This window comes from Nostoc sp., assembly GCF_036919555.1.
Taxonomy (GTDB): Bacteria; Cyanobacteriota; Cyanobacteriia; order Cyanobacteriales; family Nostocaceae; genus Nostoc.
In genome coordinates this window covers 62,357-84,363 of record NZ_JBALCS010000022.1, presented here as the reverse complement: position 1 = coordinate 84,363, position 22,007 = coordinate 62,357, and the positions used below count along the sequence as shown (strand labels likewise).

General features: G+C 41.6%; 15 protein-coding genes. All 15 read left to right on the top strand.

Features of this window, described 5'->3' with window-relative positions; genetic code table 11:
- Positions 1-371 precede the first annotated feature (371 nt).
- The 15 genes from hpsA to V7K36_RS07975 all read left to right on the top strand — a co-directional run bounded on the left by hpsA (position 372) and on the right by V7K36_RS07975 (position 21,888).
- Entirely contained in the window at positions 372-5,162 is a 4,791-nt protein-coding gene (hpsA, locus tag V7K36_RS08045; RefSeq protein ID WP_335114677.1) for a hormogonium polysaccharide biosynthesis protein HpsA, read from the top strand.
- A gap of 30 nt (positions 5,163-5,192) precedes the next feature.
- Complete coding sequence (hpsB, locus tag V7K36_RS08040; RefSeq protein WP_335114675.1) at positions 5,193-5,930, top strand: hormogonium polysaccharide secretion pseudopilin HpsB; 738 nt, start codon at positions 5,193-5,195, stop codon at positions 5,928-5,930.
- Between the two features lie 354 nt (positions 5,931-6,284).
- A complete protein-coding gene (gene hpsC / locus V7K36_RS08035) occupies positions 6,285-7,304 on the top strand; it encodes a hormogonium polysaccharide secretion pseudopilin HpsC (RefSeq protein WP_335114673.1) in 1,020 nt (339 codons plus the stop codon).
- Between the two features lie 36 nt (positions 7,305-7,340).
- Positions 7,341-8,000, top strand: a complete 660-nt coding sequence (locus V7K36_RS08030; protein WP_335114671.1) for a type II secretion system protein — start codon at positions 7,341-7,343, stop codon at positions 7,998-8,000.
- A gap of 145 nt (positions 8,001-8,145) precedes the next feature.
- Complete coding sequence (gene hpsE / locus V7K36_RS08025; RefSeq protein ID WP_335114669.1) at positions 8,146-9,225, top strand: hormogonium polysaccharide biosynthesis glycosyltransferase HpsE; 1,080 nt, start codon at positions 8,146-8,148, stop codon at positions 9,223-9,225.
- A 26-nt stretch (positions 9,226-9,251) separates the two neighbouring features.
- Positions 9,252-10,235: a hormogonium polysaccharide biosynthesis glycosyltransferase HpsE gene (gene hpsE / locus V7K36_RS08020; RefSeq protein WP_335114667.1), complete on the top strand. Its 984-nt coding sequence runs from the start codon at positions 9,252-9,254 to the stop codon at positions 10,233-10,235.
- A 191-nt stretch (positions 10,236-10,426) separates the two neighbouring features.
- The gene (locus V7K36_RS08015; protein ID WP_335114665.1) at positions 10,427-11,425 is read left to right on the top strand and encodes a glycosyltransferase; all 999 of its coding nucleotides are present in this window, start codon (positions 10,427-10,429) and stop codon (positions 11,423-11,425) included.
- Positions 11,426-11,608: 183 nt separating this feature from the next.
- Positions 11,609-12,175 (top strand): pilus assembly FimT family protein, encoded by a 567-nt coding sequence (locus V7K36_RS08010; RefSeq protein ID WP_335114663.1) that lies wholly within the window; start codon positions 11,609-11,611, stop codon positions 12,173-12,175.
- Between the two features lie 36 nt (positions 12,176-12,211).
- Positions 12,212-12,871, top strand: a complete 660-nt coding sequence (locus V7K36_RS08005; protein ID WP_335114661.1) for a TIGR04282 family arsenosugar biosynthesis glycosyltransferase — start codon at positions 12,212-12,214, stop codon at positions 12,869-12,871.
- 354 nt (positions 12,872-13,225) lie between these two features.
- Positions 13,226-14,068: a hormogonium polysaccharide biosynthesis protein HpsJ gene (gene hpsJ-B, locus V7K36_RS08000; protein ID WP_334942390.1), complete on the top strand. Its 843-nt coding sequence runs from the start codon at positions 13,226-13,228 to the stop codon at positions 14,066-14,068.
- Positions 14,069-14,187: 119 nt separating this feature from the next.
- Positions 14,188-15,051 carry a glycosyltransferase family 2 protein gene (locus V7K36_RS07995; RefSeq protein WP_335114659.1) on the top strand — a complete coding sequence of 288 codons (864 nt, stop codon included), beginning with the start codon at positions 14,188-14,190 and terminating at the stop codon, positions 15,049-15,051.
- A gap of 662 nt (positions 15,052-15,713) precedes the next feature.
- Positions 15,714-16,478 (top strand): DUF502 domain-containing protein, encoded by a 765-nt coding sequence (locus V7K36_RS07990; protein ID WP_335114739.1) that lies wholly within the window; start codon positions 15,714-15,716, stop codon positions 16,476-16,478.
- A gap of 122 nt (positions 16,479-16,600) precedes the next feature.
- Positions 16,601-17,242 (top strand): transcription antitermination factor NusB, encoded by a 642-nt coding sequence (gene nusB / locus V7K36_RS07985; RefSeq protein ID WP_334825357.1) that lies wholly within the window; start codon positions 16,601-16,603, stop codon positions 17,240-17,242.
- A 355-nt stretch (positions 17,243-17,597) separates the two neighbouring features.
- Positions 17,598-19,250 (top strand): signal recognition particle-docking protein FtsY, encoded by a 1,653-nt coding sequence (gene ftsY, locus V7K36_RS07980; RefSeq protein WP_335114657.1) that lies wholly within the window; start codon positions 17,598-17,600, stop codon positions 19,248-19,250.
- A 1,252-nt stretch (positions 19,251-20,502) separates the two neighbouring features.
- Entirely contained in the window at positions 20,503-21,888 is a 1,386-nt protein-coding gene (locus V7K36_RS07975) for a PP2C family protein-serine/threonine phosphatase (protein ID WP_334942387.1), read from the top strand.
- Positions 21,889-22,007 lie beyond the last annotated feature (119 nt).

Here is a 22,007-nt window from a genome sequence, read left to right as displayed (position 1 = left end):
CTGATATCTTTTCTTTAACAGGTGGGTATTATAAGCCTACTCTGGTAACAACATCTTCATAAAGATACATCAAAACAAAATACATTTCCGCAATTATACTGTGATATCATGCTTTTATTATTTCTGGAATTGGATTAAATAATTCTCAAAAAATCAGTATTTACCGGATAAAATTAACAATTCATAAATGATATAACTTTAATAAATTCTCTTTTGTTTTAGCTACTTGATTTGAAAGTTAGTAAAACCAGATGCAGTAGTTACATAAATATAGTTTCATCCTTTGCCTAAAAAGTTAATTTCTAGGCACAATCACCAATTTTGATAAAAAATCAAAAATCCGCTAAAAACCACTTGACAAGGAAGCAGCTATGTCTCGAAAACGTCAGCTATTCAAGGTAATTCAAAAAACCTTTGGACAAATTAGCAAGCAGTTTTTATCTGCAATTAACAAGCAAATTATTTGGCTCCTACGAGCTATTTCTGGCAATCGAAGAAGACGCGGGTCGGAGAATGCTGGGTTTTTGTTGCCGACAGTGGCGATGGTCAGTTTGGTAGTCGTACTGTTAACAACTGCAATTTTGTTTAGGTCTTTTGAACGCTCAAAAAACGCTAGTAATGTCCGGGTAAATCAGGCTGTACTTAACGCCGCAGCACCAGCCCTTGACAGAGCCAGAGCAAAATTAGACAAGCTATTTAGTGACAGCCGACTACCACGAGCCGTACCTTCAGATACAGTTTTAGAGAGTACCTTAAGTAGTACTGCTAATTTGCCTGAATATACTTTTGGAGACGAAACTCCACTAAAGCTACATTATGCTTATACAACTGCACCAACAGGAGAAAGTCAGCCAACAGATTTGCCAACTGCATGGATGTTCCCCATTGATACAAATAACAATGGGAAGTTTGACTCCTATACTCTTTATGGAATTTATTTCCGAACTCCGCCTATAACTAGTGGCACATACAGCCGCCCTAGAAATCCTCTAGAGGCAAGAACTCCGCCCATGACTTCTGGTAGTGTAAGCAGCAGTTGTAAAAATAGTGTAGCAACAAGTGCTGCTTTGGTGGGGAGTACGGGCTGGGTTAGTATTGCTAGTCAGCTCCAAAAAAGCTTTTTTGTCTATACTGCTAATGTTCCCATCACTAACACAGCAGCGACTGGTAATTACGAAACTTTTACAGGGAATAAAGGTTTTTCAAGTTTAGAGTATCAACAAGACCGTGTACAACTACCGCTAGTTAACAATGCGGTGGTTTATAACGATGATATAGAAATTACCCCTGGTCCGACATTTAACCTAAATGGACGGATATTGACTAATAGTAACTTGCTGACTGGTGGCAATAATGTGAGACTTTATCAGGTTAGTAGTGTAAATTCCTGTTTCTATAATGAGGACAATGCCCAAATTTTTGTAGGTGGCAATTTAGCAGCTGGTGGTTTCACTGGTAATGCAAGTAACGGTACTTTTGTGGATTTATACCAAGGACAAGGAGTTACTCCTACTCAAAATGGTAATACTAGCGCTAACACATCAGTCAGTGAAGGATCGAATAATATTGCCTACAATAGCCTAGCTTATGCACAGCGTATCAATCTTTTGGTGCTAGCACAGATGGCTAACGCTGCATCTACTGACCCACAGCAAGTCCAAGATGCCATTGCACAGCAACTACAACTATTAAATCTAACTACAACTACTGCCAGTGCAGCGCAACTATCCACTGTCCGTAATAACCAGTTAGTACTTTACTTTCAAGACCGTACCCGCCGTGTACCCTATGGTGAAGTTGGTTTTGGTGGAGATGCAATAATAAATCCTGCGACTAGTACAGATTATACGACTACTACTGTCTTACAAGGAAGTGGTGCGTCACTTCGTCCACAAGACACTTGGGTTTATCCGTTTCTTGCTAGTGATGGTCAAACTAAAACTAATTATTCCAATTTAACACTTAACATTAGTAATTCTAAACTGCTACCTAGTGCTACACAACCAACTCAGCAACAAACATTAGGTACAGAACAATACGTTGGCGATCGCATTTTGCTTGGTAATAACCTACCTGCATTGTGGTGGAACGGAACGACATTTGTTGGTTCAAATGCTACCACAGATACCCAAAATATTAAAAATGTTAACTGGGATAGCGGAAGTGGAACTCGCACTCGCAGCAGTCGTGTACAGCAATTAGCTGATTTAGGAACTGTTGACCGAGATGGAGATTGGGAATCAGCAGCAGCCACAGTACCAACTACTGTCGCTGCTCCTGTGGGTGGCTTGCGGGTAGTCACTGGTGCAGGGATTTATTTACCTCCACTTTTTATTGTTAGTAGTACCCAAGCTGTTTTGGACGCGGCGGCGGGAGCTACAAATAGAATTTGGTCAGATATGATGCCCGTGCCTAATACTATTGGCATTAATCTAGATACTTACAAGACTAATATAGTATTACCAAATATTATTAATACGCCGTATTTACGGATGCGGGCTACAGCTGTTTATCACTACCAAGCGAGTGGCTACAGTGCGACAAACCCTAAACCTATTGCTTGTATAAGTAGCTTTTACGACCCTACAAATAGCACTACAGCTAAAAATCTTGCATCTCTTCCATATAACGGCGGTACGGGTGGTAACTCCCATAATGGTATTGTCTACGCAGCTCCAACAAAGGCTGTTTCTGACTATTCAGCTTTACTAAAATACCAAGCTAATTTAATGTATCCCAATGGGCGGTTAGTAAATCCAGCACTGAACACCGCTATGGGGCTAGTAGCTGCCTCTGGGACACTCACAATCTCAGAGCAGTCTGCTATTGATGCTTCTATTTGTGCCATCCAAATATTAGATGGTACTATCGGCTCTCCAAGTACTAGCGTCATCCCTCACGGCGCAATTTCCGAAACTGCTTTTTTAGATGCCAGACAGATTAAGGCAATTCATAAAGATGTATCAACAGTTGGTGTAGAAACATTCACCAACGCTGATGGTGTAAATGGAAATGGAACTGGGACATCAACGCTTTGTTACTTTCAATATCCCTGTACTATTAATGCAACTGGGACAGTAGCAAACGTACCATCTGCATCTGCTGGTTCCACCGCTCCAGACTATGAACTCGCTAAAGAAACCCGCCAACCTCTGGAAATTCGCGCCACTGTATTAGACATTAGTAAGTTACGGGCAACTACTTATGGCACAGCAACACCACAAGAATACTTAATTCCCAATAGCGGTATTATTTACGCTACTCGTGATGATGCACTGCCGGATTTGAGTTATCCTGCTGGCATTACAGCAACAGATACAGCGATACAAATACAACCAAAAAAAGATACTCAAAAATCACAAAGCCCAGTAGATTATAAACTTGACCCAACTCGGCGTCCCAACGCCATTATGTTGATCAACGGCGACCCAATCTGGCGTGTTCAGACTTACAGAGATACAGAAAAGGGCTTGGTTCTAGCTTCTAACTTGCCTGTATATATTCTAGGCAACTTTAATACACATACCCAAGAAGAGTTTATAACAGGTCTAGCTACTGATTTGAGCAATTTTTACTCTCGCTCAGACCTTAATCCAAACTTTGCTTGTCGTACTGGTGATCCTAGACTACCAAATTGTAGCACTGGGGACGCATGGCGACCTGCCAGCGTATTGTCAGATGCGATCACACTTCTTTCTACTACCTATCAGACGGGCTACCGCAGCGATGGAGACTATGACCTGAATAATAACTTGGGAGATAACACTTCTATTACTGCATTTCAGAAGAATGGGTTTGCTTTTGTCAATAGTAGTAATTCTGTAGTTACTTCCAACAACAGTAATGTCGTCAATGCTGCCTGGTATGACACTTCTAATAATGACTATCCTCTTGCCCTTCTCACTAAAAACAGTTCTTACCTAAATAACTTGGTTACACCCATCCAGCGAAGGGTAAATGATACAAGTAATTTAAAAGGAGAATATTTAATGGAAGTATGTCAGACACTACCTGTTTCAGCTTGCGATCCGGGTACTGATACTCCAGGTAAGGGTTGGTACGTAACACTACCCGGTGATGGTAATGTTGCTCTATATCCAGCAGGTGTAAGAGCCTCGGATGTTACTGGTACTGGACAGACTTTTTCTCCGACGACTCTGGCGACTACCTATTTAGCAGGTACAACAGCACAATCACCGACTAATTCTAAATATCTGAGCTATCCTCGCCGTGTTGCCTTCCTCCGTGGGACATCAAAAAATTCTGTAACAAGGGGAGCACCTCCAACGCTTCCAACACTTCCAACACCTTATATAAATGGAGAACTAGCGCTTGATTCCAAAAATATACCAACCATTATAGGTATCCAGGGCGGGAAAATAACTTCATTTCCACTGAGTACTTTTAGTACTAGTAGTACTAATAGACCAGATACCAAAGCTAATGCTCTATGGTTCCGAACAGCCGATCTTAGTACTCCTACTCCTACTCCTACTCCTAATGACAATACTAAACCGCCACAGTTTACTCTAGGCTCAGGTACAAGCGATCAACCAGCTTTATCGCCAGTGTTACAAATTAGAGTTGCTTTCAGCACTACTGATGAAAGTTCATCAACACAAATAGGCCCTGGCAGTCAACAGGATTCTTACTGGCTGCAACAAGCAGCAAGTGCTGGTACCACCTTTAACTTAGTCGCAGCAGGGGGAGACACCCCAGCTCGTCCTAGAGAAGACAATGGTGGTTTACACAACTTTGTCCGCCTCTTGGAAAATTGGAACCCAACTGGTGCCTCAAGCAATGCTTATAGAGCTAAAATTAACGGCTCTTTTATCCAAAGAACTCGTAGTGCCTATGCTACTGCACCACTTGTAGCATACTTAAATGGCTCATCTCTGACAGCATATCCGATCAATAATGCTAGTGGTCAAGTACCTTATTACCAGCCTCCTAACCGGCAGTGGGGTTATGATGTCGGCTTGCTCTCACAATCACCAGACGCATTTTCGCAAAAGTTAGCGATAACGCCAAATAACAAACCCAATGAGTACTTTCGGGAAGTTAGTCGAGATGATACATGGGTGCAAACGTTGTTATGTGCCAAAAAAGCCTCAGACAGTACTTATGCCGTCGATGCCGATCAACGTCCTAGCTGTAGTTAATCTTTAATTCTTAGAAACTGGTGAGTAACTATGATTAAGCACAAACAACAGCAAGTAAGTCAACCATCTGATGAGTCTGGTTTCACGATCATTGAGTCACTGATAGCAATAATCGTGGTTGCTATTTTACTGGCAGCGATCGCGCCTACAATCGTCATTGCAACAGCAACTCGTGTCCAATCAAAACGCGTGGAACTAGCCACACAAGCTGCCAGAACTTTCATTGATGGTGTGAAAACCGGAGCAGTGGCAATTCCTCCTACCACTATTACATTGCTTCAATCAACCGATGCAACCAGGAGTTTAGCTGACAATTTACTTACCACGAGCGCCACAAGTATGCCAGTTCCTACAGCATCAACATCAACATCGTTATATTGCGTGACAAAAGACACAAACAACAACCTAACTATTACTCCCCCAACTGCCCCAATCTGTCCAAGTACCCTATTTTACATTCAGGCTGTAAAAATTATAGGAGCAGGAAGTACCCCAATTAATACCACAACAGGTTTACCAATCGATGGTTACGGTTTGGGAATTCGAGTTTATCGGTCAGATATTAACTTTACTAAAACTGTCAATGCTAGCGACAGTAGTAGCAATAAAAAACAAAACCCTTTCACTGGGAGTTTAGGCAATACCCAATCCCCACTAGTGGAAATGACCACTGTAATTGCTTCTAAAAACACTTCCTTCAATGCTCTGTGTCAGCGTCTTGCTATTCCTGCCACCACTCCTGTTACTACTAACAACACTTGCAATTAATCCTGTGCAGTCAGGTTTAAAGCTGATTTTTCAGGTTATGTGGAAAAACCAACGCGAAACCTAACCTCCTAGCCCCCTTCCCTTATAGGGAAGGGGGAAAATTCCAAACCTCTCTCCTTTTAGGAGAGAGGTTTGGAAGTGAGGTTTTCCAGATAAGAGTGAAAAGTCTGTGTAGCGCCGACTTGTATTCGCCTGGGCGACTACAAGTCGGGGCTACACAGACAAAACCTGCCTCCGCAGGGTTAACAAACCCTTGAATTTGTATTAGTCCACGGAGGTGGACTTTGGTTATGTAGTAGTAATTTATATTCGCCCAATACTTTTAAAACATCCTCTAGGGGGCAGACCGTAGTTATGAAGAATGTACTCAAATTTCTTCTCAGCATTCAGCTGAAACGCTCTAAGTTTGTTCAGCAAGTTAATGGTTTTACCCTGATAGAACTTTTGGTAGCCTTATTGATAGCATTCCTCGTGCTGACACCACTGCTATTTTTCATGGTTAATATTCTCAGTACAGATCAGAAGGAGCAAGCCAAGGCAAATTCTGAACAAGAAATCCAGACAGCAGTTGATTACATTGCCAATGATTTACAACAAGCTATCTACATATATGATAATACTGCACTGACTACCAATTCAAACACTGTCCCAGCAAGCTCAGGAATTAAAGACCAAATACCGCCTTCTAACATCGCTACTGGATGTAATTCTTCTACTTGTCAACCAATTCTGGTGTTTTGGAAACGCAAGTTTCTCTCAGGTGCGATTACACTTTCCAGCAGCACTACAGGCAGCACTACAGCAAACAAAATAGATGACACTTTTGTTTACTCACTAGTTGCCTACTATTTAATCAAAGATAGTAGTACTACTTGGTCAAAAGCGGCTCGTATTGCCAGATTTGAAATTAGCGATGGAGTTCTGGCTGCTAGTGGTACTACTGGTACTACTGGGAATTGTACTGGCTATTCCAATGATACATATATTGACACCAGCCACTGCCCCGATCGAGGTTTTCAGCGTTTTAACCTGAATCTAGCAAGTGCCGCAGGTCTAACTCAGAAAATGAATTCATGGACAGCTACAGCCTCAACAGCTTACACTCAACAAGCTTCTGTACTGATTGATTATATCGATCAAACTTCTATTGGTTCAACACTTCCTACTTGCCCCACTGGAACACTTAGTTCAGGTAGTTATATGGGCTTCTATACTTGCGTTGATGTTGCCAACACGACAGCACAGGTGTTTTTACGAGGTAATGCATTAGCTCGGTTGCAAACTAGCAATTTCGATTACTCTTCAAATAACCAAAGTTATTTTCCGACAGCAAGCGTCCGCGTACAGGGACGTGGATATTTATTTAGTAAATAAACTTGATAATACACAGCACAACAATGATGGGGCATTATGAGCAATATAACTTTAAAGTTATTCCACACTACGATGTGTAATAAAGACACCAAGAAGCGATTTCATCCTCAACAGGATACTGGCTTTACTTTAATCGAAATGCTTGTAGTAATCCTAATGATTGGAATTTTATCAGCGATCGCAGCTCCTAGTTGGTTTTCCTTTGTAAATCGACAGCAGGTAAATAAAGCAAACGACGCTGTTTTCGCCGCACTGCAAGAAGCACAGAGCCAAGCTAAAAAAACTAAACTTAGCTACAGTGTCAGTTTTCGGACAAATAGCACAACCAAAAATGTAGAGGTTGCTATTTATAGTACCACTGCTGGAATCAGCACATGGAAAACATTAGGGTCGGATGTGGGAGCCAATTCTAATCAATTACTGCTCGGCACAAATCTCAGTAGTGCAAACACTGTCAATTCTACTTCTACTGTATCCTACCCTGCTTCAAGTACGTCAACACAAATTACCTTTGACTATATGGGGGCTTTACCAACTTTACCAACTCCAAACTTTGGAACAGCTACAGGGTTAAAAATAGTGGTAGCTGTACCAAGCTCTGCAAATTCTACATCGCCTAGTAGCGTAAAACGATGCGTTATTGTGGAAACTCTCTTGGGAGCAATGGGAACAGCAAAAGACTCCCAATGCAGTTAAGTAATCTTCATAGTGAAAATTTATAAAAATACGAGATAATACTGAACAGAAAACTGCACTTTGAGAGCAAAATTGTAACATCTAGTGCAGTTTTATGATTTTAAATGCCTCAAAAATCGCCTTAATAAAATATAACTTTTGTCAAATGACTGAAAACATTGACTTTACTGTAGCTATCCCAACTTATAACGGTCAAAGTCGTTTGCCTGAACTACTAGAACGACTACAAAATCAACTATATACAGAACATTTATCTTGGGAAATTATAGTTGTAGATAATAACAGCACTGATAACACAGCTAAAGTTATTCAAACCTATCAACAAAATTGGCAGTGTCCTTATCCACTAAAGTACTTATTTGAAACGAGACAGGGAGCAGCATACGCCAGAGAAAGGGCAATTGAAGAAGCTAAAGGCAGATTTATAGGTTTTCTTGATGATGACAATTACCCAACATCCACCTGGGTAGCAGCAGCTTATGCTTTTGGTGAACAGCATCCTTTAGCCGGTGCTTATGGTAGCCAAGTTCATGGTGAGTTTGAAGTTGAACCACCCGAAAATTTTAAGAAAATAGCTTCTTTTTTAGCCATTACCGAGAGAGGTACAAAACCCCACCAATACAAAGCTCCCATGAAAATGCTACCTCCAGGGGCTGGCTTAGTAGTTCGCAAGCAGGCATGGGAGAGAACAGTTCCTAAAAATCTAGTTTTAAATCATAAAGGTAGAGAAGCTGGGTTAGCCAGTGAAGATTTAGAAGCAGTACTATATATCCAGCTAGGAGGTTGGGACATTTGGTACAACCCAGAAATGTGTATTTACCATAAAATCCCAGCATGGCGATTCCAAAGAAAATATTTAATTAGTTTATTTCGCTGTGTGGGTTTAAGTCGGCATCACCTTCGTATGCTGAGAATACAATCTTGGCAAAGACCTCTGGTGAGTTTAGCGTATTTAGTTAATGATTTACGCCAAATTATACTTTACGCGCTCAAATATCGAGGTACGTTTCAAAATGACTTAATTGCTGCTTGCGAGATTGAATTGCTCATGAGTAGCTTTATCAGTCCTTTTTACTTATTTAAAAAAAGATATTTGAATCTAGCGGTTCCCGACCTGGCGAGGTATCTTTTTAAAGCTATTAACCTTGGTAAAAAAGATTGGGGTGTACCTCAGTTGCCTAGAAAACGCCATAGCCACTTTTTAGCTTATCAGAAACTATCATAAAAAATATATAAATTGTGGTAATTAGGATGGATAAATTAATTAAAAATCTATTTTTAGACTTCACTGTAGCTATTCCTACATATAATGGGATAAACCGATTACCTCAGGTCTTAGATTTACTTTTAAAACAAACAGGAGTAGAACACCTAAATTGGGAAATTATTATTGTTGATAACAATAGTTCCGATAACACAGCAGAGTTGATTCAGGATTACCAAAAAAGCTGTAGTAATAACTTTCCTTTAAAGTACTTCCTAGAAACTAAACAGGGAGCCGCTTTTGCAAGGTTGCGGGCTGTGCGCGAAGCCGGAAGCCAGCTTATTGGATTTTTAGATGATGATGTCCTACCTGCGCTTGATTGGGTTGCACAAGCTGTAGCCTTTGGTAAAGAGTATCCTCACGCCGGAGCATATGGCGGTCAAGTTCATGCTGAATACGCAGTAAAACCACCAGAAAATTTTGAAAGAATTCAAGCTTTTTTAGCTGTAACAGAACACGGGCCAAATCCACATTTGTTTGATGCGGGTAATTTAAGGCTTCCTGCTGGTGCGGCGCTTGTTGTTCGGAAACAAGTATGGTGTGAAAATGTACCACAACGACCTAGTTTAAGTGGGAAGTTACCTGGTATTTTGGTGCAGGGTGATGACTATGAACCATTGCTTTACATACATTATGCAGGCTGGCAAATTTGGTATAACCCTACCATGCATAGTTATCATCAAATACCACATTGGCGACTTGAGAGAGATTACCTCCTAACTCTGGCACGCGGCTGTGGCTTGTGTGTTTTCCAGTTACGCTTGATAAATACTAAAAATTGGCAAAAACCAATAGTGTTTGTGAAAACTATTTTAGGTAATTTACGCCGAGTATTACGGCACTTTATTCAGTATAGAGGGCAATTGAAAAGTAATCTAATTGCTCTTTTTGAAATGGAATTTTACTTGGCTAGTATGATGAGTCCTTTTTACTCCTTGAGGCTTTATTTTAGGAAATTTTTTGTCCAATAGATAACTATATAAAACAATCCGGTTCAGTTAAGGATAATTGTAGGTTGGGTTGAACGTAGTGAAACCCAACAAAGTACCGAAAATGTTGGGTTTCGTCCCTCAAGCCAACCTACGCAGGTTAAGGTTTTTGACTTTAACTGAACCGTATGGCTAGATAAAATTAAAAAATAATAATTATTAAAAGCAAATATATGACTTTAATCTCTGTAATTATACCATCTTATAACAGCGAAAAAACTATAAAAACAACAATTGAATCCGTTCTCAGTCAAAGTTTTTCCGATTTAGAATTAATTGTAATCAATGATGGTTCAACAGACTCAACACTAGAGATTATTTCAAATTTTCAAGACTCCCGAATAAAAATATTTTCATTTGAGAATTCTGGTGGAAATATTAGTCGTAACCGTGGACTAAAACATGCTGCGGGAAAATTTGTTAGCTTTTTAGATGCAGATGATATTTGGACAGCCGATAAGTTGGCAAGCCAGTTGCAGGCTCTGCAAGAAAACTTAGGCGTAATGGTTGCTTATAGCTGGACTGATTATATCGATGAAAATGGTGAATTCTTACTTTCAGGTATGCATATCACTGTCAATGGTGATGTTTATGAAAAGCTATTAGTAAGTAATTTTCTAGAAAATGGTTCCAACGCCTTGATTCTTAGAGAAGCAATAATAGAATTAGGTGGATTTGATGAATCACTAAATGCTGGTCAGGATTGGGATATGTGGCTGCGATTAGCTTGTAAGTTCGATTTTGTCTGTGTACCATCTGTACAAATATTATACCGAATTAGTCCTAATTCACTTTCTTCTAATCTTGCAAGGCAGGAAAAAGCCTGTTTGCAAGTGCTAAAAAAAGCCTATCAGGTAAGACCATTAACTGATAAAAATATTTGGAGCTTAAGTCTGGCGAACCTTTATATGTACCTAACATGTAAAGCCCTACAACAGCCGTTTAGTAAATATAAAGGCACACTAGCAGCCAGATTTCTTTGGAAGTATTTACTTAACGATTCTTCAAGGTTACAGAGGATAAATCTAATCTTAAAACTTTTATTTAAAATTGCCGTCATCCTTATACTACCCACTACTTTGTCTACAAGGTTACTAACAAGCTTGAAGACAAAAGCTAAGAAAGTCAGGGTTATTCCATTCTCATCTAGCCCGCCTCAGAATGAATTCTGAGTCTAATAGCACTCATTCGTCTCAAGACGACTGAGAAAAGGTTATAGTCCGTTAAAACGTACTTTAGCTATAAAAAAAAGACCTTTAGTTCTGGGCGGTTTATGTCTAGAACGAAATAGCCCTGCTAAAAAAGTAAAACATTCTTAAATATGTGGTTAGTTGAAAACGAACTAAAAAATAACAATGAATACCCAGGTGCATTTTCCCTATCTAGTTAATACAAAGTATCTCTTTAAGAAGCCTTCTAACAGTGGTTTCACACTGCCAGAGATGTTAGTGGTTATTCTATTAATTGGTATATTAGCTACGGTGGGAATACCCAACTGGCTAACTTTTGTGAACACTCAACGCCTCAATACTGCCGGAAGCGAAGTTCACCTTGCTATGCGCCAAGCCAAAAGCAAAGCTACCAAGGAAAAATTGACTTGGCAAGCTAGTTTTCGTGAACAAAACGGTATTGTTCAATGGGCCGTTCATCCTGCTACAGTAAACCCATCTGCTGCTAACTGGAATAATCTACATTCTAATGTGCATTTAGATGCGGAAACAACCCTACAAGAAACAAATGGCATCAGGCAAATCCAATTTGATTACAGAGGTAATGTTAGGCAACCACCGCTAGGACGAATAACACTATCTAGCAAGTCTGGTGGTAAAGCTAAACGTTGCATTTTTATTTCGACGATTTTAGGAACAGTGCGAACAGCAAAGGAGCATACTACAACTGATGACGACAAGTATTGCTATTAAGATATTTTTTGTTGAGTTAATTAGACAAGGTATTGTGTGCTGAACTTACCAGCAAACCCAAAACAGCACTTGATTATTTTCACCCGCTATCCAGAACCAGGTAAGACCAAAACCCGATTGATACCTGTTTTGGGGGCTGTTGGTGCTGCCAATCTTCAATGCCAGATGACTGAATATACAATATTTCAGGTTCAAGAATTGCAAAAAACCATTGACATATCTGTGGAAGTGCGCTTTGCAGGTGGCGATTCGCAACTCATGGAAGACTGGCTGGGGTTGGATTTGGTTTACCAGTCTCAAGGTGAAGGCGATCTAGGTTCGCGGATGGCGCGATCGCTTTTCGATGCCTTTCAATCTGGTGCAGAAAATGTAATTATCATCGGTACAGATTGCCCTGGACTGAATGCCCAGATTCTAGCAACAGCCTTTGAGAAGTTACACACCTTTGATCTCGTACTTGGCCCTGCGATCGATGGTGGATATTACTTAATTGGTTTGCGCCAACCCATCCCGGAGTTATTCCTTAACATCGAATGGGGAACTGCTCAAGTATTTCAGAAAACCGTGGATATTGCCCAGAAACTGAATTTATCTCATGTGAACTTGTCACCTTTAGCTGATGTTGACCGACCGGAGGATCTGCCAATTTGGGAACAAGCCCTTGCAGGGGAGATGAGGGAAATGAGGGAGATATAGTTAAAAGGGCGGTTAGAAACCGCCATCAGCAATTTGACACGTATGCACATCTGTGCTAAAGCATAAAATCCCTGTATTACGACCGATTGAGAACTGCAATAAGGGAAATCGGGTAATTAATCAGTCTTTTCCTCCAGCCCCGCATTAGATTCGTATCTTCAAATACTAGGAATTTCCTGAAGACACTGCACATAACAAATGTTACTGTGGTCTAGTTGAAAACCAAGAGGCAGATAGCCTTTACCAGTATTGAATCTGCTTTGTGTTTCTATACAACAGTCACGGTCATGGGCACAATATTTAAGTAGCTTGAAATATGAAAATCACTCGTATTCACCGCCAGTTTCAAAAACTATGGTTAACCGTTTTACTTCCGTGAGTACTGCCCTCACAGTTAAGGTAGTTGGAATAATCTGCATTTTGTCCTTTTTCGTTGACTTTTTGATTCTATTGTTACCCTTTCAACCTACTGATCGGGTATGGCAAATCAACTTGGCAACAGCGCTAGTTGATCGGGGAATTGTTCCTTTAGTCGGTTTGGGGCTTCTGTTTGCTGCCTATTGGATTGAAAACGCTGATGCCGGAAGCGATCGCCCCCAAGGTATCGATTTAAGATTTCCCGCCGTGATCCTCTCAAGTATTTTAGGGTTGATGTTCTTGCTGATTTTTCCCCTGCACCTGAATAACGTCAATCAAGCTAAGACTCAAGCAGTCAACCGCATCACCCAAGAAGCAGATCAGGCAGAAAATCAACTGAACACTCGGTTAACGCAATTGCAAGCACAACTGACTACTGAGCAAGGAAAAGCTCAACTAGAGCAGCTGCGAAACCAAACCAAAGCTCAGTTTAGTGAAATCCTCAAAGATGACCAAAAATATAAGCAAGCACTTGAAAGCTCTCAAATTCCCGCAAATATCAAAGAGTTACTCAAGAAGGCTAAAAAAGATCCCCAAGTACTTGACAAGGCTATCGAACAACAAACAGATGTTCAGACGCTGCAAACTCAACAACTGAGCCAACTTCGCCAGCGCAGAGACGAAGCACAGCAACAAGCTAAAGATACTGCTTGGAAGTCTGGACTGCGGATTGGGATTAGCAGTTTGCTGTTGTCCATTGGTTACATTATCATTGGCTGGACAGGCTTAAGAGGTAGAGGTGCTGTACAAGGTGGTAAACCTAGAGCTACCGCACGCTAATCCACTATTGGCATGGCAGTAGGACGTATCCAATAATTGTTGACGGCTGATACTGCCATGCGGCCAATAACAATAAAAAGGCAATTATCACTGAGTAAAATCACTATAAAACTTGGCTAATGTTCTCAATTTACATACTGACATATAACGAAGAACTAGATATTGCCGCTTGTATCGAATCGGCGATGCTAGCGGATGACATCATTGTTGTGGATTCATGCAGTAGCGATCGCACTGTGGAAATCGCTAGTCGCTATCCCATCCGCGTCGTCCAACACGCTTTTGAAAGCCACGGACGCCAACGCACCTGGATGTTAGAGTCTATCCCCCCGCAGCACGAATGGCTTTACATTCTCGAAGCTGACGAGCGCATGACACCAGAACTGTTCGCGGAATGCGAAAAGGCAAGTCAGAATCCAGACTACATCGGTTACTACGTAGCTGAACGTGTCATGTTCATGAATCGTTGGATTCGCTACAGCACACAGTATCCCCGTTACCAAATGCGACTCTTCCGCCACGGTAAAGTGTGGTTTACAGACTACGGTCATACTGAGCGGGAAGTTTGTGAGGGTGCAACTAGCTTTTTAAAAGAAACATACCCACACTACACTTGTAGTAAAGGCTTGAGTCGCTGGATTGAAAAGCACAACCGTTATTCTACAGATGAAGCTCAAGAAACGCTGTATCAGCTAGAACAGGGAAAGGTTAACTGGGGAGATTTATTCTTTGGCAAATCGGAAGTCGAAAAACGCCGCGCCTTGAAAGATTTGTCTTTGCGTTTACCCGCCAGACCGTTGCTACGGTTTATATATATGTATTTTATCTTAGGCGGCTGTCTAGATGGACGCGCTGGACTTGCTTGGTGTACATTGCAGGCATTCTACGAATATCTGATTTTGCTCAAAGTTTGGGAAATGAAGTATCTACCAAAACCTAATTTAGATGCAACAGTAATTCTGGCACAGGGGAGTATAAAATAATTTCAGTGCGCGGATTCTAAAACTACACAGGCTGATGTGGCGTAAAGGGGACTGGAGACTAGAAGGATTACGCAGTAAAATCAACAAGCAGCGATCAGGCGGGTACGCGATCGCAAGATTGGACAATATTTTAAGCAATAGTGCCTATTGACAAATAGTTTATAACCTGAAGTTGTCACCAATAGCCAGAGGCTGGAAACGAGGTTTTAAAGGGGTTTGGGCTTAAGTTGACACCAATGACAGATGTGTGCAACTACCGCGTGTTCAACATAAACGATAACCACTATAATAAATTAATATTTTTAACGAAACATTTTCATAAAAGCTGCTCCGGCTCAACTGACCAGATAAAATAATTCTTCAGTTTACCCGGTCGTGCTTTCACAATCATCAGCAGCTTTTGATTGAGCGCGGTAGATTAGTAATACTTAAGAGACTTGCAATAATCATTTACAAGTCTTAAAAAAAAGTAACATCCTCTGAGAATAACTAGTCGCCATCGGATTGGTTGATATCTATGTGTATGCTTGTAGGAAAATAGCTGATTTACAGTAACAAGTACGTGTTTTTGCGACAGCAGCCAACTTCCTAGCCTTTTGGACAGTTACTTGCAGCAGAAGCTGCCAAAGTTAAAGTCTTCGGAATTTGACGAATCTGCTGGTATGCATACCAATAACAAAAGTTCCTCTAGCTTAAAACAGGAGAATCGTGGCTTGGTAATCGATCGCCTAAAACAGGACTTAAAAAACGACCTGATTGCTGGTTTGTTGGTAGTAATTCCCCTAGCAACCACTATCTGGCTGACAATTACCATTGCTACTTGGGTAATCAACTTCCTCACCCAAATTCCCAAACAACTGAATCCCTTTGATGGGTTAAACCCCATTCTAGTAAATATACTGAATTTAGTAGTGGGATTGGCTGTACCACTACTAAGTATACTATTAATGGGCTTGATGGCTCGCAATATTGCTGGGCGCTGGTTGTTAGATTTTGGTGAGCGATTATTACACGCCATTCCTTTAGCGGGACAGGTATACAAAACCCTCAAACAGCTTTTAGAAACAATTCTAAAAGATTCTAATGGCAAGTTTCGCCGGGTAATTTTGGTAGAGTATCCCCGCCGAGGAATTTGGGCGATCGCCTTTGTCACTGGTGCAATCAGCAGTGATATCCAAGCCCAGATGTCTCGTCCCGTGCTAAGTGTTTTTATCCCCACCACCCCAAATCCCACTACCGGATGGTACGCAGTTGTTCCTGAAGACGAGGTGGTGAACCTCTCCATGTCCATCGAAGACGCCTTTAAAATAGTTGTATCAGGTGGGATTGTCGCCCCCAATACGCCCTTGGTTTTCGCCAAAGAGTCCACACTGGAAGTGAACCACGACGAAATCAAGCAGCAGGTTATTCCCGTTGAAGAAACTTAAAATCAATCTGGCATAGTCACAAGCAAATGCGTAATGTTGTTGTTTAACTGTGCCAAAGTTGATAGACTAATAAGTTTGTCTTGCCTAGTTAATCAGTTCTCGCACAATCACTCCTCAGTTTTATGCAACCTCGTAAACCCCAGCAAATTGCTCGTGAATTGGCGCTTTTAAGCCTTAGCCAATTACCAGTCAACCCAAAGAAATTAGATAAATTGGAAGACGATCAACTAGTATCCAAGTTGGTGCTAGGAGCGGTACGCACCCTAACTTCAGAAGTGCAAGATACCCTCGATAATGCCGCAGGTGAACTGCAACGCAGTAACGATCGCCTCTTAAGTAGCCAAACTCGGGCTTCCGACCTCGATACTGCTAGAACAATGCTGCAAGAAGCGATCGCCTGCACCCAGACAGCAATCAATCAGTTGGGCACGGCAGTTGATTTCCCAGTACTGATTCAGTTAGCTAATCAGGATAAGGGAGTCCGTAATTACGCAAAAGAGCTTGTGATTACCGTCAACGAAAATCGACACATTATAGATGAACTCCTTTCTAGTGCCTTAGTAGATTGGCAAGTAAATCGCCTCGCCCAAATTGACCGCGATATCCTGCAAATCGCTGTGGCAGAAATGAAGTTCTTAGGAGTTCCAGACAGTATCGCCATCAACGAAGCTGTGGAACTAGCCAAACGCTACAGTGGAGACGATGGTCATCGGTTTATTAACGGTGTTTTGCGCCGAGTCAGTGACCAGAAGAAAACAGCATAGCCTTTTATACTTACTTCCCAAAGTGACGAGGATGAAGAAGACAAGGGGACAAGGAGAATAGCCCAATGCCCAATGCCCCATGCCCCAAGTTAAATTAAACTCTTGACATCCTCACCGGACTAAAGCCACGGTGATTCCCAAACATTACTATTTGGGTTCCTGCTTCATAGCAACTGCCTCCACCTCCCGAAGGGTTTTCTGGTCTTACGTTCGCTCCACAGGCTTTGGTTTTGAGCTTCCCGCAAGCCCTGCGGTACTGTAGTATTATACCAAAAGCCGTCCTATAAGGACGGGGTTTTAGACCCAATTTTTCGATAACTTATAACTCATAACTCATATAACCAATACTGCTGCAATGGTTTTTAATTGGTTCCGTCGTCAATATAACGATTCCTCTGATCAGAAGCAGGAAGAAACTCCTCCTGCACAAGAACCCCAAACAGAGCCAACCGAAACATCAACGCCAACTGCTGAAACTTCACCAGACGCAACGGCAGACTTGTTGGCGTTTGCTAAAGCTGCTTACAAAAATATTCAGCAAAAACAACAAGCCGAGGTAGTAGAAACCCCCCCTGATTCAGCAGATACCTCAGCACCATCAGCACAACCTGAAACTCCAGAAACGGCAATTGCCCAAATCACCGAACCAGAAGCAACTGAGAAACCTGTTAGTACAACCGTAGAAACTGTACAGCCAGAAGTTATCCAAGCTGCTACTGAGGAAGAAATTACAGAAGATTCCTCAGTGGCAGCAATTGCTGATCAGGCAGATATCAAAAGCCCAGAACTAACGACAAGTGAAGCTGAACCAACACTCACCGAACCACTAGCTACGCCAGAGGCAGCACAGCCAACAGCACTATCTTTCTTAGAACGAGCGGCGGCAGAACGGCAAGCCAAGCTGGAACAACTAGTAGCCACCGCCATTGAAGTCCCAGAAGCGGAGGTAGTACAGCCAGTAGCTACAACCTCAGAGACAGGAGAGGAAATTCCCGGACTGGTATTTGATGATGGGTTTGTCTGGTCGGCAAGAGTTCTCGCAGCTCAAGGTAGAAGTCCAGAAGACGTTTCTATTGAAGAAATTACCTGGCTGAAAAAGCTCCGGCAAGGGTTAGACAAAACTCGCCGGAGTATTCTCAACCAACTGAAGGCGATTGTTGGTCAAGGGCCGCTTAACCAAGCTGCTGTGACGGAAATTGAGGCATTGCTCCTGCAAGCTGATGTGGGTGTCGAGGCGACAGACTTTATTATTAATGCTCTACAGACAAAACTTCGAGAAGAAGTTACTGCACCTGAAGAAGCGATCGCTTACCTGAAAAAAATCCTCCGGGATATGCTGGATGCGCCGAGCAAAACATCCCACCAAACTACCTTTACCCCAGAAAAAGAAACCTTAAACATTTGGTTAATCACCGGGGTGAATGGTGCCGGTAAAACCACCACCATCGGCAAAATTGCCCACTTGGGACAAAAATCTGGCTATAAATGCTTGATTGGGGCAGCAGATACCTTCCGTGCCGCCGCCGTGGAACAGGTAAAGGTTTGGGGTAGCAGAAGTGGTGTGGAAGTAATTGCCAATCCAGGAAAGAATACAGATCCGGCAGCAGTTGTATTTGATGCGATCGCAGCCGCCCAAGCGCGTCAAACCGAATTACTTCTGATAGATACAGCTGGGCGACTGCAAAACAAGAAAAATTTAATGGACGAGCTCGGTAAAATCCGGCGAATTATCGACAAAAAAGCCCCAAATGCCAAAATAGAATCTCTTTTAGTTCTAGATGCCACTTTAGGTCAAAATGGACTGCGACAAGCTGAAGTTTTCTCTCAAGCTGCCCAACTGAGTGGCGTTGTCTTAACCAAGCTGGATGGCACCGCCAAAGGCGGCGTTGCCCTTGCTGTTGTGCAGCAGCTAGGTTTACCCATTCGCTTTATTGGTGCTGGCGAAGGAATTGAAGACCTGCGCCCCTTTTCCAGCTATGAGTTTGTCGAGGCTCTCTTGAGTGGCTAGTTGAAAAATTTGGAGTTAAAAATTTTTCTTGACAAGGTGATCAATTTACGGATGACTGAATCTGGTATTATCACTTGAACTAACTAGAAACAAAATACTGGAAACATCTCAAGTCCTAAAACCATGAGTTTGTCCCAATAAACGGGTGACTTTTTGACATACTCCTACACTGACTGCAAACAGTACAGTGTAGGCTTATCAGTGACTCCAAGTATCCCGTCGGATAAAACACTCTCGCTTTATTTATACTGCACGAGATGTCTCTCCTCACAGTTGAACAATACAAGAATGTTCAATTCTTTGTACTTCTGAAATTTTACCCATCCAGTAACTGGATGGAAACCCATATTCCAGATTGTCTTCTCTACGAGAGGCTAGGCCAAGGTGTTAGGGTCTGGTAGAGAAGATTCCAAATATCGTTACAAAGCAAATGGCAAAACTAAATCGAGAGGTTTGAACTCTGATGGTTAAACGACAACACTCTTTCTGGCTTATGACTTAAAATTCTTGGAGGATATTTTTTCGAGATTTAGTGTCACCTTTTCTATTCATATCTTACACTTGCCAAATGACTCTTTCCTAAAATCAATTACAGGCTAATGGTTTAAGTCTGTTACCACTGACTCAAAAGATCGGCTGACCTTACTTTTTTCTCGTTTCAATGGGTTTAAGTTTTGCATCTTCAGCAACTCAAAATTTGTAAAACGAGAAATTCAAAATGGAAAAGCTTAATCTTGACCATTATCCCGACAATTATGGTATACAAATTAAGTATTTGAAGACTTATTTACATATTCTCAGGTTTGGGAATGAGTGCAAGTCTGTTTTTTCCCAAACCAAGCTGGATTTTAGCGCTTCTAGAGGTTTTCACTCAAAATACTTCTAGTCTCCTAGTTGCCTCTACCCAAACAGTCACTCTGAAAGCGTTAGGAATTATTCTTTGAATAGAGTATTTTTATAACTTTAGAGATATGCTTTGGGAATTAAGTTATGAAAAAATGAAAAGTTTTCTTAACTATCACCGAAACTAGTAATTTTTACGGGTTGGATTTGGACTAAAAATACATGATTTGAAATTACTAATATTCCATCAGAAATAGAATAAGCAAATAAAATACTTATAAAATTTGCCTGTTACGTCTTTATACTCTTGCTAAAATCACAAGTATTGTCTAAATATGGTTTAGCAATGCCAAAGCCAAAAGATTTATAAGTAATCTAAAATCTGCCAATATAAAGTGCAATAGTACCTGTGCCTGTGTCTCAACTGCCCTCTCAACCCACTGAAAACAATAGTAGTGCCGCGACGGATGTTACACCAGTCGTGGCACTCAAAGAACTCGTGGCAAGGTTGCACCGGGAACAGAACAAAATTCAAGATTTGCTAAGTTCTTTAGGATTTGCCCTGAGAAGTTTCAATAATTTGAATCAGTTTTTGGAACTGATCCCGCTGATGGCAACAAGAGTGACAGATGCAGACGGCAGCGCCCTGTTTCTCTACAAACATGGTCAAGTTAGGTTAGAGCAGTTACATTGGCAAGATAGTCGCCAGCGAAAGAATATCCGCAAAGCGCTAGAAATAGCCAGCAGTCAAATCATTATGCCCAATACTACCCCTGTAGCCAATGCCACGGGGATTTTAGATGACCAGATGCATCGCTATTTGGGGCCAGATGTGCAAATCTTTGGTACGGCGATTTTGGTGAAGCATACAGAACGGGGATGGCTCTATGTCTTGAGCCGCGATCCAGAATATAGTTGGACAGAAACTAGGCAAAAGTTAGTTAGGTTAGTGGCAGACCAAACAGCAGTAGCGATCGAAAACGATGAACTAGCTGTAGAACTAAGAAAAAAAGAACGCCTAGATCAAGAACTAGAAATTGGCGCAGAAATTCAACGGCGACTTCTACCACGTCAATGCCCCATAATCCCTGGTGTAGTCCTGGCGGCACGTTGTAAACCTGCCAATCGCGTTGGCGGAGACTACTACGACTTTATTGCTACCAATCACAATAAGATTCAGCCCAAGACTAAAGGCGACACGGAAACTAGTCGCTGGGGTTTGGTTATTGGAGATGTCATGGGCAAAGGTGTCCCTGCTGGGCTAATTATGACGATGATGCGGGGAATGCTACGGGGAGAAGTGCTACATGGTAATTCCCCAGCCGGAATTTTACAAAACTTAAATAGAGTTATGTATGCGGATTTGGAAAATTCCCATCGCTTTGTAACGCTATTTTACTCAGAATATAATCCCTACAGCCGAATTTTGTCTTATAGTAATGCGGCACACAATCCTCCTTTGTGGTGGCACGCAGCCACGAAAACCGTCAGCCGTTTAGATACTCTAGGAATGTTAATCGGTTTGGATGCTAACAGCCAATATGAAGATGCACAGGTACAGTTAGAGCCTGGGGATACAATTATTTACTATACAGATGGCTTGACCGATGCTGCTGCCGCAGGTGGCGATCGCTTCGATGAAGATAATTTTGTCGCTGGCTTCAATACGGCTTGTAAGTACTGCAATGGGCCAGAGGAAATTGTGGATTACCTCTTTGACCAAGTTCAGCAATTCATCGGTGCTGATAAGCAAAACACTGATGATATGACACTAGTTGTTCTGCAAATTTTATAGTCATTAGATATTTTTGCTTGATCAAGTCATGAGTCAACGCTTAAACTCATGGTGACAGGGGATTCAGCAGAGTGATTAAATTTTTGATTTATTTTTTCTTTGACTTTCCGTAGCGATCG

Coding starts and splice junctions, on each gene's coding strand:
- V7K36_RS08010 (WP_335114663.1), top strand. CDS start 11,609: ATGAATACCCAGGTGCATTTTCCCTATCTAGTTAATACAAAGTATCTC.
- hpsE (WP_335114667.1), top strand. CDS start 9,252: ATGGATAAATTAATTAAAAATCTATTTTTAGACTTCACTGTAGCTATT.
- hpsJ-B (WP_334942390.1), top strand. CDS start 13,226: ATGGTTAACCGTTTTACTTCCGTGAGTACTGCCCTCACAGTTAAGGTA.
- V7K36_RS08030 (WP_335114671.1), top strand. CDS start 7,341: ATGAGCAATATAACTTTAAAGTTATTCCACACTACGATGTGTAATAAA.
- V7K36_RS07995 (WP_335114659.1), top strand. CDS start 14,188: ATGTTCTCAATTTACATACTGACATATAACGAAGAACTAGATATTGCC.
- hpsE (WP_335114669.1), top strand. CDS start 8,146: ATGACTGAAAACATTGACTTTACTGTAGCTATCCCAACTTATAACGGT.
- hpsA (WP_335114677.1), top strand. CDS start 372: ATGTCTCGAAAACGTCAGCTATTCAAGGTAATTCAAAAAACCTTTGGA.
- hpsC (WP_335114673.1), top strand. CDS start 6,285: ATGAAGAATGTACTCAAATTTCTTCTCAGCATTCAGCTGAAACGCTCT.
- nusB (WP_334825357.1), top strand. CDS start 16,601: ATGCAACCTCGTAAACCCCAGCAAATTGCTCGTGAATTGGCGCTTTTA.
- V7K36_RS08015 (WP_335114665.1), top strand. CDS start 10,427: ATGACTTTAATCTCTGTAATTATACCATCTTATAACAGCGAAAAAACT.
- V7K36_RS07990 (WP_335114739.1), top strand. CDS start 15,714: ATGCATACCAATAACAAAAGTTCCTCTAGCTTAAAACAGGAGAATCGT.
- hpsB (WP_335114675.1), top strand. CDS start 5,193: ATGATTAAGCACAAACAACAGCAAGTAAGTCAACCATCTGATGAGTCT.
- ftsY (WP_335114657.1), top strand. CDS start 17,598: ATGGTTTTTAATTGGTTCCGTCGTCAATATAACGATTCCTCTGATCAG.